11 protein-coding genes are annotated in these 14,114 nt (G+C 65.2%); all 11 read right to left on the bottom strand.

The genetic code is table 11. From position 1 onward, the window contains the following. Positions 1 to 99 precede the first annotated feature (99 nt). The gene (gene eno / locus Q0176_RS02560) at positions 100 to 1,377 is read right to left on the bottom strand and encodes a phosphopyruvate hydratase (RefSeq protein WP_299298954.1); all 1,278 of its coding nucleotides are present in this window, start codon (positions 1,375 to 1,377) and stop codon (positions 100 to 102) included. Between the two features lie 135 nt (positions 1,378 to 1,512). Beyond that, on the bottom strand, positions 1,513 to 1,797 hold the full coding sequence (locus Q0176_RS02555; protein ID WP_299298952.1) for a S4 domain-containing protein: 285 nt from the start codon (positions 1,795 to 1,797) through the stop codon (positions 1,513 to 1,515). A 7-nt stretch (positions 1,798 to 1,804) separates the two neighbouring features. Next, positions 1,805 to 3,454, bottom strand: a complete 1,650-nt coding sequence (gene pgm, locus Q0176_RS02550; RefSeq protein ID WP_299298950.1) for a phosphoglucomutase (alpha-D-glucose-1,6-bisphosphate-dependent) — start codon at positions 3,452 to 3,454, stop codon at positions 1,805 to 1,807. 65 nt (positions 3,455 to 3,519) lie between these two features. After that, entirely contained in the window at positions 3,520 to 4,356 is an 837-nt protein-coding gene (gene lpxA, locus Q0176_RS02545; RefSeq protein ID WP_299298949.1) for an acyl-ACP--UDP-N-acetylglucosamine O-acyltransferase, read from the bottom strand. Further along, entirely contained in the window at positions 4,353 to 4,823 is a 471-nt protein-coding gene (gene fabZ, locus Q0176_RS02540) for a 3-hydroxyacyl-ACP dehydratase FabZ (protein WP_299298948.1), read from the bottom strand. Before fabZ ends, lpxA begins: the two co-directional genes overlap by 4 nt. 82 nt (positions 4,824 to 4,905) lie before the next feature. Beyond that, on the bottom strand, positions 4,906 to 5,760 hold the full coding sequence (locus Q0176_RS02535) for a UDP-3-O-acyl-N-acetylglucosamine deacetylase (RefSeq protein ID WP_299298947.1): 855 nt from the start codon (positions 5,758 to 5,760) through the stop codon (positions 4,906 to 4,908). Further along, a complete protein-coding gene (gene lpxD, locus Q0176_RS02530) occupies positions 5,750 to 6,787 on the bottom strand; it encodes a UDP-3-O-(3-hydroxymyristoyl)glucosamine N-acyltransferase (RefSeq protein ID WP_299298946.1) in 1,038 nt (345 codons plus the stop codon). Before lpxD ends, Q0176_RS02535 begins: the two co-directional genes overlap by 11 nt. A 271-nt stretch (positions 6,788 to 7,058) precedes the next feature. Next, a complete protein-coding gene (locus Q0176_RS02525) occupies positions 7,059 to 8,360 on the bottom strand; it encodes a hypothetical protein (protein ID WP_299298945.1) in 1,302 nt (433 codons plus the stop codon). Then, on the bottom strand, positions 8,311 to 10,086 hold the full coding sequence (locus Q0176_RS02520) for a POTRA domain-containing protein (protein ID WP_299298944.1): 1,776 nt from the start codon (positions 10,084 to 10,086) through the stop codon (positions 8,311 to 8,313). The genes Q0176_RS02525 and Q0176_RS02520 overlap by 50 nt, the downstream gene beginning before the upstream one ends. Next, entirely contained in the window at positions 10,083 to 10,748 is a 666-nt protein-coding gene (locus tag Q0176_RS02515) for a hypothetical protein (RefSeq protein WP_299298943.1), read from the bottom strand. The genes Q0176_RS02520 and Q0176_RS02515 overlap by 4 nt, the downstream gene beginning before the upstream one ends. Before the next feature lie 411 nt (positions 10,749 to 11,159). Beyond that, complete coding sequence (locus tag Q0176_RS02510; protein ID WP_299298942.1) at positions 11,160 to 13,868, bottom strand: right-handed parallel beta-helix repeat-containing protein; 2,709 nt, start codon at positions 13,866 to 13,868, stop codon at positions 11,160 to 11,162. Between the last annotated feature and the right edge of the window lie 246 nt (positions 13,869 to 14,114).

Below are 14,114 nucleotides of genomic sequence, written 5' to 3'. Positions count from 1 at the left end.
TATAAAATTAAGAAACATCATCGGGCGGCGGTGCGGCCGCACACGCGCTCCCTCATGTCCAACGGGCCGGACGCGACGCCTCCCGCAACGCCCTTTCGGCTATTTTCTGGAGAAGTGGCTCAGCCCCGCGTAACGGGCGTTCTCCCCCAGCTCCTCCTCGATCCTCAGCAGCTGATTGTACTTGGCCACGCGGTCGGTGCGGGCGATGCTGCCCGTCTTGATCTGGCCGGCCTTCGAGGCCACGGCCAGGTCGGCGATGAAGGTGTCGGCCGTCTCGCCCGAGCGGTGCGAGATCACCGACGCGTAGCCCGACGACGACGCCATGCGGATGACCTCCAGGGTCTCGGACACGGTCCCGATCTGGTTCAGCTTCACCAGGACGGCGTTGGCGATCCCCCTCTCGATCCCCCGCCCGAGGATCTCCGGGTTCGTGACGAACAGGTCGTCGCCGACCAGCTGAACCTTGCCGCCCAGCGACCGGGTCAGCGCCGACCAGCCCTCCCAGTCGTCCTCGGCCATGCCGTCCTCGATGGAGAGGACGGGGTACTCCCGGACCAGGCCCTCGTAATATCCGATGAGCTCCTCCGCGGAGAAGGTCCTGCCCTCGCCCTCGAAGACGTACTTACCGTCCTTGAAGAACTCGGACGAGGCCACGTCCAGCGCGAAGCCGATGTCCTTCCCCGGCTGGTACCCCGCCTTGGACACAGCCTCCATCAGCAGGTCCAGGGCCTCACGGTTGCTCCTGAGGTTCGGGGCGAAGCCGCCCTCGTCCCCGACCCCCGTCGAGTAGCCGCGCGACTTGACGCAGTCCTTGAGGGCATGATAGGTCTCCGCCCCCATGCGCAGCGCCTCGGAGAAGGACGGCGCGCTGTGGGGGACGATCATGAACTCCTGGATGTCGACGTTGTTGTCCGCGTGGGCCCCGCCGTTGATGACGTTCATCATGGGGGTGGGAAGGATATAGGCGCCGACCCCGCCCAGATAGGCCCAAAGGGGGAGCCCGTGGCTCTGGGCCGCGGCCCGGGCATTGGCCATGGAGACCCCCAGAACGGCGTTGGCCCCGAGGTTCGACTTGCCCGGCGTCCCGTCCAGCTCCAGCATGGCCCGGTCCAGGCCGCCCTGGTCGTCGGCGTCCATGCCGATGAGCTCCGAGGCCATCTTGTCGTTTACGTTCTCGACGGCCTTCAGGACCCCCTTACCGCAGTAGCGCTTCTCCTTGTCCCGAAGCTCGAGGGCCTCGTGCACCCCCGTCGAGGCCCCCGAGGGGACGGCGGCCCTGCCGAAGCTGCCGTCCTCGAGAAAGACGTCGACCTCCACCGTGGGGTTGCCCCTGGAGTCCAATATCTCCCTGCCATGAATCCCGACTATCGTAGCCATGCGCCCAGACTCCCTTCCTTTATCCTGAAAAATCCCCGATGCCCGAAACGCCGCCCCTTCCCCATTTCCGGCGCAGCTTCAGGCCCGTCGTCTCAGGTACATTATAGAACAAAACAGAGCAAACCCCGGGCGGCGCTAACCGTCCTCCCAGGGGTTCCGGTCCGGGGCCACGGCGCGCTCCCCGATCGTCTCCCAGGCGACCGTCCCCGGGCGCTTCAGCAGCGCCTCGTCGGCACAGAGGACCCGGACCTTCAGCACCCGGTTCATGTAGGCCACCTCCAGCACGGCCCCCTCCCGGACCTCGGCGGAGGACTTGCAGGCCCGCCCGTCCAGACGCACGGCGCCCAGCTCGATCATCTCCTGAGCCGCGCTGCGGCGCTTGACCAGACGGGCCATCTTCAAAAATTTGTCGATCCTCATCCCGCCCTCACTCCGCCCCGCGGATCGCCTCGGAGACGATCCGCTTCGCCTCCTCCTGGATCCGGCTCAGGTGCGCCTCGCCCTGGAAGCTCTCGGCATAGATCTTGTAGAGGTCCTCCGTCCCCGAGGGACGCGCGGCAAACCAGCCGTTCCTCGTCACGACCTTGAGCCCCCCGATCGGGGCCCCGTTGCCCGGGGCTGCGGTCAGCCGCGAGACGATCGGGTCGCCCGCCAGCGCGTCGGCCTCGACCTTATCGGGGGACAGCTTCGAGAGCGCGGCCTTCTGGGCCGGCGTCGCAGGCGCGTCGATGCGCGCGTAGCAGGACGCGCCGTATCGCGCGGAGATCTCCGCATAATGGCGCGCGGGGTCCTTGCCCGTCACGGCCAGGATCTCCGCCGCCAACAGGTCCATGATGATCCCGTCCTTGTCGGTCGTCCAGACCGAGCCGTCGCGGCACAGGAACGACGCCCCGGCGCTCTCCTCGCCGCCGAAGCCCATGGAGCCGTCCAGCAGCCCATCCACGAACCACTTGAACCCGACCGGCACCTCGCAGAGCCTGCGCCCCAAGCCCTCCGCGACGCGGTCGATGACGGAGCTCGAGACCACCGTCTTGCCCACGGCGGCGTCCGCCCGCCACCCCCCGCGGGTGGAGAAGAGGTGCTGCACGGCGACGGCCAGGTAGGCGTTGGGGTTCATCAGCCCTTCCGGGGTCACGATGCCGTGGCGGTCGTAGTCGGTGTCGTTGCCGAACGCCACGTCGAACCGGTCCTTCATCTCCACCAGGTTCGCCATCGCCCAGGGGGACGAGCAGTCCATGCGGATCTTTCCGTCGTGGTCCGGGGGCATGAAGGAGAACGTCGGGTCGATTCTGGGGTTGACGACCTCCAGACGCTTCAGGCCGTAGACCTCGGCGATGGGCCCCCAATAGCCTATCCCCGATCCCCCCAGAGGATCGACGCCGATGTGCAGGTCCGCGCCCGCGATCGCCCTCATGTCGAGGACGTCCGCCAGGGCCAGGACGTAGGGCATCACGTAGTCATGGAACTTCGTGGTGTCACACTTCAGGGCCCGCTCGAAGGGAACGCGCCGGATCCCCTCGACGCCGGAGCGGATCAACTCGTTGGCGCGCCGCTGGATCTTCGACGTGATCTCGGGCGAGGCGGGGCCGCCGCTCGGCGGATCGTACTTGATGCCGCCGTCCTCGGGAGGGTTGTGCGACGGGGTGATCACCAGGCCGTCGGCCTCGCCTCCGGAAGCGCGCCCGCGGTTGTGGACGAGTATCGCACGGGAGACGACGGGGGTCGGGGTCGGAGCGAGACCGGTCTGCAGGACGACCGTAACGTCGTTTGCCGCCAGCACCTCCACGCAGGTCCGCAGCGCGGGCTCCGAGAGGGCATGCGTATCCGCGCCGATGTAGAGGGGCCCGCTCACCCCCGCCTCCGCGCGGTGCTCCGCGACGGCCTGCGCCACGGCCAGGATGTGCGCCTCGTTGAAGCTCTTCCGGGACGAGGACCCACGATGCCCGGACGTCCCGAAGGCGACGAGCTGAGCCTTGTCGTCGGGGTCCGGGGCAAGGGTGTAGTAATCGCTGATCAGCCCGGGGATATTGACCGTCTTACGCAGCGGTCCGGATACGGCTTCCGATACGGCGCCCATGGAAACGACCTCCCTCGTTGACAAATTTTTTTATTCGGTGAACTTCCCTGATTCCGTGGACTTCCCTAGTGACGAACTCCCTCGGGGGACCGGTCCCCATCCGACTCGTCCGCGGTCCGGCCCCAGAAAGTGACCCCACGGCGGCTTCCCTCGTAAAAATCGAGGACCGCCCGAACCTCGGGGATGCAGGCATCCCGATCCGCCAACGCCTCCCTCAGGGACTCGGAGAAGAGTCGGTCCCGACGGTAAAGCTTCCGGTAGAGGGCACGGAGGGCCCGGCGCACCTCGGAGGAAAAACCGGCCCGCCTCAGCCCGACGACGTTGAGCCCCGCCAGCCTCAGGGGCTCGCCCGAGGCCAACGTGTAGGGGGGCACGTCCTTCGTCACTCGGTAGAGCCCGCCGATCATGCAGTGGCTCCCGACACGGACGAACTGATGGACGCCCGACATGCCGCCGAAGACGGTGTGGTCCCCCACCGTGACGAACCCGGAGAGCCCGACCTTGTTGGCCAGCGTCACATGGTCGCCCAGCCGGACGTTGTGGGCCAGGTGCACGCCGTCCATGATGAAACAGCCGTTCCCGACGACGGTCTCGCACCCCTCCCCCGTCGCCCTGTTGATCGTCACGTTCTCGCGGATGACGTTGTCGTCCCCGATGCGCACCCAGGACTCCTCGCCCCTGTATCCGTGGTCCTGAGGGTCGCCGCCCACCGCCGTGTACTCGTGGATGCGGCAGTCCCTGCCGATCGTCACGCCGCCGTGCACGCTCACGAACGCCTCCAGAACCGTGCCCTCCCCGATCGAGACACGGGAGGCGATGTGGCACCACGGGCCGACCCGGACGCCGTCCCCCAGTTCGGCCCCCCGCTCGACGACCGCGGAGGGATGGACGGTCACGCTCATTTTTCCGCCTCCTCTTTCCCGGCCCCCTTCGTCCTCTCGAGCGTCGAGGCCACCATGAAGATGAACTCCCCCTCCGCCACGACCTCGTCCTCGACGAATCCCGTCACCCTGGCCTTTCCGATCGTGCCCCTCAGGCGCGTGAGCTCGGCCCTGGTGACAAGCCTGTCCCCGGGACGAACCGGCCTGCGGAAGCGCGCGTTGTCGACCCCGGCCAGGAAGGCGATCTTGTCCTTCTGCCCCTCGCCCAGCCTGACCGCCACCATGACGGAGGCGACCTGTCCCATGGACTCCAGGATCAGCACGCCGGGCATGACGGGCTCTCCGGGGAAATGCCCCTGGAAAAAGGGCTCGTTGATGGTGACGTTCTTGTAGCCCACCACGTGGCTGTCGCTGTACTCCGTGATGCGGTCCACCATCAGGAAAGGATAGCGGTGCCGCAGGATCTTCATGATCTCCATAATGTCCATGGACGTCCCTCCGAAAGAAGCGAAAAAGATTTGGGGCACGACCCGATCGAGGTCATGCCGGTTGAAGTCGTGCCGATTGGGGTCATGACCCCCGATGTCCGCCCGACAGGGCGCGCAGGCGCTCCGCCAGACGCAGGTGCAGCTCGTGCCCCGCCCGGACCGCGACAACGTGGGCGCACAGCGGACGGCCGACGGCGGCCAGATCCCCGATCAGGTCCAGCGCCTTGTGACGCACGAACTCGTCGGGCCACCGCAGCCCCCCCGAGGCCCGTATCCCGCCCGATCCGACGAGGACGGCGTTATCCAGCGAACCGCCCAGCGCCATGCCCCGGGCCCTGAGGGCCTCGAGCTCCGCCTCCATCGCGAAGGTCCGGGCCCGGGCGACCTGCTCCAGATAGGCCCCCGGCTCGAGGGCCAGGTCCAGCATCTGCGTCCCGATCAGGGGGGACTCGTAGCGCACGACGCAGGTGACGCAGAACCTGGAGGACGGGAAGGCCGCGACGAACCGGGACTCGTCCCCGACGCGGAGCGGCGCGGCTAGGGCGAAGGGCTCCGGCCCCGCCCCGCAGGGCTCCGAATGCTCCATAACGCACTCCGCCATCCGCTGCGCGCACCCGTCCAGGGCGGGCATCTCGGGTCCCTCCACCGTCATCCGGACGCCCCAGGCCCCCAGGCCGACCAGGGCCGACAACACGTGTTCGCAGGTCCTGACGCGATGTCCGTCCGGGAACACGTAGTCCGACCCCCGCCCCGTCCCGACGAGCCCCAGCCGGCTCAGCGGCATCTCCGCGCCCTCGTGCCGCAAAAGCGGCCCTCCGTCGCAGGGCTCGACGGTCAGGACGCAGTCCCGGCCGGAATGCAGCCCGACCCCGCGCAGCGAAAAGCCCTCCGTCAGGCGGCGAAAGGAAAAAGGCCCGGAGCTCCTCTCAACGGCCATCGTCTTCCTCCCCGCGGTTTCCGACGCCCCCGTTCTTCAGGGCCCGCTCCAGCCGGCGCAGCCGTTTGAAGAGATCCGGCAGCTCCGCGGCCAGCATCTGGGCGCGTTTGGCCAAGCCGTGAGGCCGGGCCGGGAAGCCGGACATCACGGCACCGGCGGGGATGTCGTTCGTCACGCCGCTGCGCGCGGCCAGGACGGCCCCCCTGCCGATCCTCACGTGGTCGGTCACCCCGGCCTGGACGGAGAGCGTCACCCCATCCTCGAGGACGGAGCTCCCGGCGATCCCGGACATGGAACAGACGATGCAGAAGCGGCCGATGCGCACATTGTGCCCGATCTGAACGTGATTGTCTATCTTGGTCCCGTCCCCGACCACCGTGTCCCCGATCGTGCCCCGGTCCACCGTGGTGCAGGCCCCGATCTCGACGTCGTCGCCAATCACGACCCCCCCGATCTGAGGGATCTTCACCGGCCCCCCGGGGGAGGGCAGGAAGCCGAACCCGTCGCAGCCCAGCACGCACCCGGAGTGCAGGATGCAGTTCCTGCCGACGCGCGTCCTGTCCAAGAGGACGGCGCGGGGCTCGACGAGGGTTCCGTCGCCCACCCGGCAGTCCGACCCGATACAGGCCCCGGAGCCGATCCGGCATCCCGAGCCGATGATCGAGCCGGACCCCACCACGGCGAGGGGCCCTACCCAGGCCCCGGCGTCCACTACGGCGTCCTCCGCAACGACCGCGGCGGGATGGATCCCCCGCAGCTCGGGGACGCGCGGGGCGAAAAGGGACAGCAGGCGGGGCAGGGCTTCCCTGGGACGCTCCGAGACGAGGCCGTCGCGCCCGGGCGCGAACGCGCCCCTGGGCGCCAGCACCGGGACCCCCGCGGGCAGCTGCAGCCGCTCGTCCCAGACGACGCAGAGGGCATCCTCCCTGGCATCATCCGGCGAGGAGACGGCGCGCACGACGTGCGTCCCGTCCCCAAGCACCTCCATGTCCAGCCTCTTGCCCAGGGCGTTCAGAGTTATCTCCATGATCCTCTCCCTCCCCTCCTTCCAATTCCAAATCATTCGTATGCTGCGTTTAAGCAGATGACCGCCTCTTCAGGGCCGGCAGGTCCTGAATGGCGTGTCAGTCGCTTACGTCGACACGCGGTACCGCTACCGCGTTGTCGACGTAAGTAAGAGTAAAGGCTCGCCTGGTGAAAAATCCAAGCGATTCGCACGGCTCATTCTTCGCCGGCTCTCTATTCATTGCCTACTAACGATTTGGAATTGGAATTAATCGCTGTTCCATCCGGCCGAGTCACAGGGAAAGAACCCCTCTCAGCCCCAGTTTCTCCTTTTTTTCCCCTCGATCCTCGCCGATCCCGCTGTAATGGATCTCGACGGACAGGTGTTCGTTGAAGCGATAGCCCAGCGAGGCCTCGTGCCCCCACCCTGGGGCGTGGCGCCACCAGAAATAGGGCCTCCGGACCCGATGGGGGTCCCAGAGCACCCGGTAGAACCATCGTTCCTTCGGCCACTCGACCTCCATCCCCACCCGCAGGTCCCCCAGGGGGCGGAAACGCACCCCCAGGCGGCGCGTCAGCCCGAAATCCTCCAGGTCCATCACGGCCTCGCCGTAGAGTTCGAGGTCCAAGCCCGTCAGGTGTGCGGTGTTCCACCCCAGAAACAGCCCCGCCTCGGGATAGCGCCCCTCGATGCCGGCATAGGCCGCGACCCACACCTGGAAGAGAAGACGGTCGCTGTCCACAAGAGCGTCCATTCTGGAGACGGGCCCCGGGACGAAGGTGACCTTCACCCGGGCCCCCAGGTTCGACACGGAGTTCCGGTCCTCGAGAAATTTCCGCGCCAGAGCCTCGACCCGGTCCCGGTGGCGCGCCACCCATTCGACGGGGAGCGCGATCAGGGGGGACAGCCCGGGGACCAGCTTGGCCTCGAGATCGGACTGAAACATGACGGGCATCGTCGCGGAATAGAGCGAGGGGGTTATGGCCAGCACCAGGGGCTGCCGGGGACGGAAGGAAAGCGTGAGGACGGCCTCCGCCCCGCCGAGGGCGACCTGCACCGAAAAGTCCCAGCCCGGCAGGCGCCGTTCCAGGATCTCCCCTATCCGATGCCTCAGGGCGACGTCCGCCCAGGAAAGCGCCTCGGAGGGCAGCGCCGCCAGAAGGGAGGCGATCTCGCCGTCCAGGCCCCGGATATCCGAGCCAAACCATTCGAGCACGGGTTCCCTAAGCTCCGGCAGCGAGATCCGAACGCTCCAGTGCGGCGTCCTTCCCCGCTCGAAGGACACCGCGGGCCCCGGAGAGACGACGACGCGGTACCCCGCAAACAGGCGTGCGGCGACGACCGAAAGCGTCCCTATCCTGTCCACGCCGGGAGCGTCGGGAATCTCGTCCCACACCGCCTCCAGGCTCCTCAGGACGGAGGGTTCGAGCCACTCCGGAAGCCCCGAGAGCGTCAACGCCTGGCAGGGCGCGGCGGAAAGGATCAGGAAAAGGGCCGCGGCCCCCAGGAGGAGCGCCGCAGCCCTCCCGAAACGTTTTTCTTCCCTAGAATATCTCCCCGAAGCCGAAGTAGGTCTTGTTCTCGTCATCGCCATAGGCGTAGTCCAGACGCAGGTTGCCGAACGGGGTCTTCACGCGGATCCCCAGGCCGTAGTCGTCGTGGAGGTCGCCCCAATCCATCTTGCTGTCCGCGTTGCCGATGTCGTAGAAGCCCACGAGGGTGAAGTTCTTGTGCACGGGCACCCGAAGCTCGAAGTTGCCCAGGATCACGTTGCTGCCCTCGAACGAACGGCTGTCGTAGCCGCGAAGCGAGTTCATTCCGCCCAGGGAATAGCGCGCGAAGGCGGGCAGCTCGTCCACCGTGGACGACCCTATCCTCAGGCGGGCGGCCAGCAGTATGGGCGAGTCCTCCGTCCAAAGGTTGTCGACATCGAAGATCCCATCGACGAAGCGGTTGAGCGGAAGGTAATAGCGCAGCTGCGTCCAGTACTTCAGATAATCGAACTCCCCGCCCAGGACCTTCGCGGCCTGCTCGAAGGTCGTCTCCCAGACCAGCCCCTTGCTGTAGGGAAGGTAGGGGTCGCGCTTGTCCAGCGTGAACTGGAGCTCTGCGGTCATGTTCACGCCCTCCCACATCGTCAGGTCGTCGACGTAGCCGGGAATGGTGTTGTGCACGTCCGAATAGGAGGTATCCGTGCGCCGCAGCGTGAGGAACCAGCTCCAATCCTCCTTGCGCCCGAACTTCTTCCCCAGGCCCGCGTAGACGTTCAGGCTCTTCTCGTCAAACTCGAACTGCCTCTTGCCCTTGTAATAATAGTAGCGGTCGTCGTAGGTGTTGTAGCGCACCCCCACGCGCCAGGCGTAGGTGCTCCGGTCCATGTAGGGGCTGGACAGCGTGGCCCAGTAGCTGGCCTCGTTCCCCTCGTCGAACCCGACCTCCAGGCTGTAGCCCAGTCCCATCAGGTTCGTGTCGCTGTAGGTCAGCCCGCCGCTGACCCCGCTCTCCGTCCCGTAGGCCAGGTTCAGCCCGATGGAGGCCGTCTTCTTCTCCTTGACGGTCAGGATCAGGTCCACCACTTCGTCCTGCCCCTCGGGGGCGTCGAAGCCCACGTTGACGTCCTCGAAGTAGCCCAGGGCCTGCAGCTTTCCGAGCTGATGACGGAAGTGGACGACGTTGAAGAGGTCCCCCTCCTTCAGCTTGATCTCCCGGCGGATCACTTTGGTCTTGGTCTTACGGTTGCCCTGGATCACGATGTCGCCCACCCGCGGCTCCAGGATCCGGACCTTGATGTTCCCGCCCTCGACGTTCACGTCCGCGATTCGCACCATGACGTAGCCGTCCTTGTGGTAGCGCTCCTGAATGCGGTCGAGGTCGTTGCGGAAGAAGACACGGTTGAAGACCGTCCCCACCTGGGAGAAGACCTCCTTCATCAGGACCTCGCTCGAGTAGACGGTGTTGCCCGTGAAGGAGATCGACTCGATCACCGGATTCTCCCGGACGGCGTAGGTCACCGAGACGCCCTCGCCCTCGGGCCGAAGGTCCACGTCCACATAGGAGAAGAATCCCTGGTTGTATATGGCCTCGATATCCTTCTGGAGCGTATCCCGGTTCAGCTCGGTCTCCGCCTTCGTCTCGACGACCCCCAGGATGTACTGCGCCGTGATATGCTCGTTCCCCGACACCCCGACGGACACGACCCTGGGCGTCTCGGCCGCAAAGGCCCCGCCGGACAGCGCCAAAAGGCAAACACAAGCGAACAAAGCGATCCCGAAAAGCCTCCAGCCCCTTGCCGGAGCCTCCAATAAAAGCCTGTAGCTCAAAGGCCACCCTCTCCCTTCCCCTGTCCCCGATCGACCGCGATCACAGGTTCCTCGTTCTTCAACACCCGTTCGCCCGTCTGAAGCAGAGAAAAGACCGTTTCATAGGGCACCTTTTTTTCATTTGCAGATCCCGCCCTGCCGGCCCTCTCGTTTCCGGCAGCGTTCGGGGCTCTCCTTACGGACCTCTCCCCCGTTTCGGGCGAGGGGCGGCGCAAGAGGCCCGCGTTCGTCCAAGTTCCCCGGGGGACGGACAGGTTCTTCCGTTCTTCCGACGTTCCCGACGGGAAATGGGAGGCGGCATTCTTCCCTCCCCAGCCCCCGTCGAAGGCGCTCCCCGCCCCCCGGATGCTCAGGGCCGTCCAGGCGGAGAGAGAATCGTGGACGGGGGAAGCCTCCTCCGTCCGCCGCCGGAGCTCAGAAACGGGGACCGATGTCGCCAACACGACAAGAAAGGCCGTAAGGACCGCGCGGGACACGAACATCCCCCTTCGGCGGCGCGGTAAACGACAGGGACCGAGCGAGGACCATACGTCCCGGCGCAGGGTCTCCAGGTCGGCCCGGGCACACTCGGCGTCCATCAGGGCGCTCTCCATCGACCCCGACTTGTAGGAACGCTGAAAGCGCTCCAGCCACCGCACAATGCCGGCCACCCGTTTTTCCATGCCCTCTCCGCCCACTCGTCCCACCTCCGACGGCCTTGGGGAGGGAGCCCCTCCTCAAGCCGATTTTTTACCTCTCTCTCAACAGTATTTTATCCCCCCGCGCCTGCTTTTTATGGCACCGAGAGCGAAAACCGGCCGAATCCGCTAGGCATCCCGTTCGGGTCCGCCCGCATCCGGCCGCATCATGAAAACGCGTCGCCCGCCGACGCAAAAGACCGGGATCGTGCCGATTTTACCATAAAGAACGCCGGACGCCCTCCGGTATCTCCACGCAGATGCGGGTCGTCCCAAATGCGTCCGCTCACCCCCGCGGATTCCGTGGAACAGATCTCGTGAAAGGATAGTCAAAAGGGGCGGCGGCCTCGACAAGCCGCCGCCCCTTTTGGGCTCAATGGAATCGGCAATATGGCGCTATCTTCCGCGGCGAATGACGAACGCCGACAGGGCGATCAGAGCCGAAAAACCCAATCCCGCCTCGCAGCCCCCGCTGCTGGATTTATTCTGCTGCGGGCTCTGGTTCCGCTGCATCTTGCTTATGGGGATGCCGGCCTCGGGAAGGGAGACCGAGTGGATCTTCGAGTCGCCCTCCAGGCTGTATTGAAGGGCCGTAATGGCCGTGTTGGACAAATTGCCCTCCAATACGTTGCCCGTCAGTTTCAGGCCATAGCGGCGGGGCGACCCGTCGAGCGCCGCATCGCTCTCGGCGACCGCAAGGGCGAGGCTGGCCTTCTGCCCCCCCAGAGAGAGCTCCGTCCGCAGGGTGCCCTCGACGATATCGCGCATCCTTGAGCTGAAGAATGTTATCGGCTGCTGCGCCTCGATGGAGGTTGTGAGCGTGAAGCGCAGGGTCCCCGGCTTTCCGGACTCGGGAACGACCTCGGCGACCCACCTCTCGGGGCTGATGGGAATATCGGGCAACGTCGCCGAAGGAGGAACATCCGAGGATTCCGGGGGCAGAGGCTGATTCGGGGCCGGAGATGGGGATGGAGACGGAGCCGGCTTTTCCGGATCGGGCTTTTGAGGCTCGTTGGGCTTGGGGTCCGAGGATTCTGGAGGATTCGACGCCGACGTCTTGAACGAAACCAAGAGTGTGTGAGCCGCCGTCACGTTGTCGAGCGCATACCTGTAGCCGCTCTTCCCCGCGGCATCCTTGACGTCGGATCCGTTGTCCGTCAGCGTGCCGATGACAAAGCCCGGATTGGCCGTGATATCAAATGTGAGACCGTCTCCCGACGCCACCTCCGTCTTGAATGGAGAGGTGACCGCAGCGCCCTTGTGCTTCACGCTCCCGCCCGCATTCCAGGAGACCTGGACGGCAAATTTCGTCGGAACGGGCACAGGCTGCTGCATAAACTCGTAGGCGCCGATGTCCGGTTTCGCATCCGTGCGTTTATAGCCCCGCTGGTCGACGCTCACCAGATCCCGAATATTGGCGGACAGCCCCTCCAGGGTTCCCGCATTGACGGCAATACTGCCCGAGGGCAACGCGTGAGTTTGGGTCGGTCCGCCGTTGTCCTTCAGGCCCCCCAGCTTCGGGTCCGCGCTGGTGACGCCTGCGCCCCCCTCCGTCCAGCCCTGGATGACGCAGTTTTTCAGCGTCAAGGTGACCCTCTCCTTGTTGACTATCTCCGTGCCGTTATTCCAGAGGATGCAGTTGATCACCGAGGGGGAGCTCCTCTCGCCGTTATAAATTCCCCCGCCGCCGCCCTTTCCGCTGACCCGATTTCCGAAGAAAGTGCAGTTGACTATGGCAGGTTTGCTGTTCTCCTTGTTGTACACTCCGCCTCCAAGCCCTCCATAGGGCGCCTCGCCCTCCTCGGCCGAGTTCCCGGAGAAGGTGCAGTTGACCACGGTCGGCTCGCTTCTGCCCTGATTGAACATCCCGCCTCCCTTGCCGTTGTCCCCATTGGCCTTGTTCCCGGAGAAAACACAGCAACTCACGGTCGGCGTGCTGCGATCGTCGTTGTACATCCCGCCCCCGCTGCCATCGCCGGCATCATTTTCGGAGAAGGTGCAGTAAGCAATAGTCGGCCTGCTGGTGCCCTTGTTGTACATCCCGCCGCCGTATCCCTTTATGGCCTCGTTTTTGGAGAAGGTGCAGTAGGTGACGACCGCCTCGCTCTTCTCGGCGTTGCACATCCCACCGCCGGAGCTGTATGCTATCGCGGTTCGGTTTCCGGAGAAACTGCAGTGGGAGATGACCGGTTTCCCGCTGCTGTTGCACATACCGCCGCCGTGGGCCCGGCCCGGCCCGGCTACGTTATCGGAGAAGGTGCAGTGGGTTATGACCGGGTTGCCGCCATCGTTCAGCATTCCGCCGGCGTATCCGGAGTTCCCGGAGAAAGTGCAGCGGGTCACGGTGGGGCTGCTGTAGCTGTTGCACATTCCTCCAGCGCACAACACTATATCCCCCATGGAGTTTCCAGAGAAGGTGCAGTCGCTTATGACGGGGTTGCTGCCCTTGTCGTTGCACATTCCGGCGCCACTGCCCGTACGCAGGCCCGCCGTGTTGCCCGAGAAGACACAGCGCGTTATGGTCGGCGAGCTCTCGACGTTGTGCATGCCGCCGGTGTAGTTCATTGTTGCGGGATTGTTCTGCTTATCCTCACCTCCAGTCCCCCCGCAGACCGTAAACCCGTCTAGGACGGCCGCGGCAGTGCAGCCCGAGCTCCGCACCACGGTGTAGCTGTTCTCTCCAACGATGTCCTCGGCCTTGGGCGTGGCGCCGTTCCCGTCCCTCTTGTCATCGCCGTCCAAGTCGCCCGTCAGAACCGTAACGTCGACCTCCGGCCTGCGGGACTCGAGGCTCGTCTCGTCCCCCTTGAACCCGCCATAGAGCTTCACACCTTCCTTGAGGATGAAAGAAGCGTTGCGGTCCTTCTCCCCCGAAGGACGGTAGATTCCTCTGGCCACCCAGAAAACGTCGTCCGCCTCGGATTCCTTGAGCTTGTTTCTGAACCCGCCCTCGTCAAGGGCGTTGCTCCAATCCCCGCCTCCCTTGTCTCCGCCGCCGTTCTGAGTCACGTGATATGTCCTCGCCTCCGCACTTGCGGAAAACACGAGCAGGGACAGCAGCAAAACTCCAACACACAACCCGCTCCTTCGGCCTTTCTCGTACATCGACGCCTCTCCTTTACCTTGGGATTTTGGATGAATCCAGGGGATCGCCCCGGAAAATCGCCTCGTGGGCCAGCCATTTCGGCTCTGCAAAAACAGTCTTGTTTTCGAAGATTTATTCGACTTCGTCGTGTACGACGTGAGGTCCGTCGGTTGCGTTTGGCATATTGCGTTCCCTCACGAATTTTTTATGAATCAAACCTACAGCTGTTTTATTTTAATGACTATGAGCTGCTAGTCAACAAAATG

This window comes from uncultured Fretibacterium sp. (assembly GCF_938040765.1).
GTDB lineage: Bacteria > Synergistota > Synergistia > Synergistales > Aminobacteriaceae > CAJPSE01.
Note: the sequence above shows the minus strand (reverse complement) of the source record. Positions and strands in the feature narration are given on the sequence as shown.

Coding starts and splice junctions, on each gene's coding strand:
- eno (WP_299298954.1), bottom strand. CDS start 1,377: ATGGCTACGATAGTCGGGATTCATGGCAGGGAGATATTGGACTCCAGG.
- Q0176_RS02555 (WP_299298952.1), bottom strand. CDS start 1,797: ATGAGGATCGACAAATTTTTGAAGATGGCCCGTCTGGTCAAGCGCCGC.
- pgm (WP_299298950.1), bottom strand. CDS start 3,454: ATGGGCGCCGTATCGGAAGCCGTATCCGGACCGCTGCGTAAGACGGTC.
- lpxA (WP_299298949.1), bottom strand. CDS start 4,356: ATGAGCGTGACCGTCCATCCCTCCGCGGTCGTCGAGCGGGGGGCCGAA.
- fabZ (WP_299298948.1), bottom strand. CDS start 4,823: ATGGACATTATGGAGATCATGAAGATCCTGCGGCACCGCTATCCTTTC.
- Q0176_RS02535 (WP_299298947.1), bottom strand. CDS start 5,760: ATGGCCGTTGAGAGGAGCTCCGGGCCTTTTTCCTTTCGCCGCCTGACG.
- lpxD (WP_299298946.1), bottom strand. CDS start 6,787: ATGGAGATAACTCTGAACGCCCTGGGCAAGAGGCTGGACATGGAGGTG.
- Q0176_RS02525 (WP_299298945.1), bottom strand. CDS start 8,360: ATGGCGATGACGAGAACAAGACCTACTTCGGCTTCGGGGAGATATTCT.
- Q0176_RS02515 (WP_299298943.1), bottom strand. CDS start 10,748: ATGGAAAAACGGGTGGCCGGCATTGTGCGGTGGCTGGAGCGCTTTCAG.
- Q0176_RS02510 (WP_299298942.1), bottom strand. CDS start 13,868: ATGTACGAGAAAGGCCGAAGGAGCGGGTTGTGTGTTGGAGTTTTGCTG.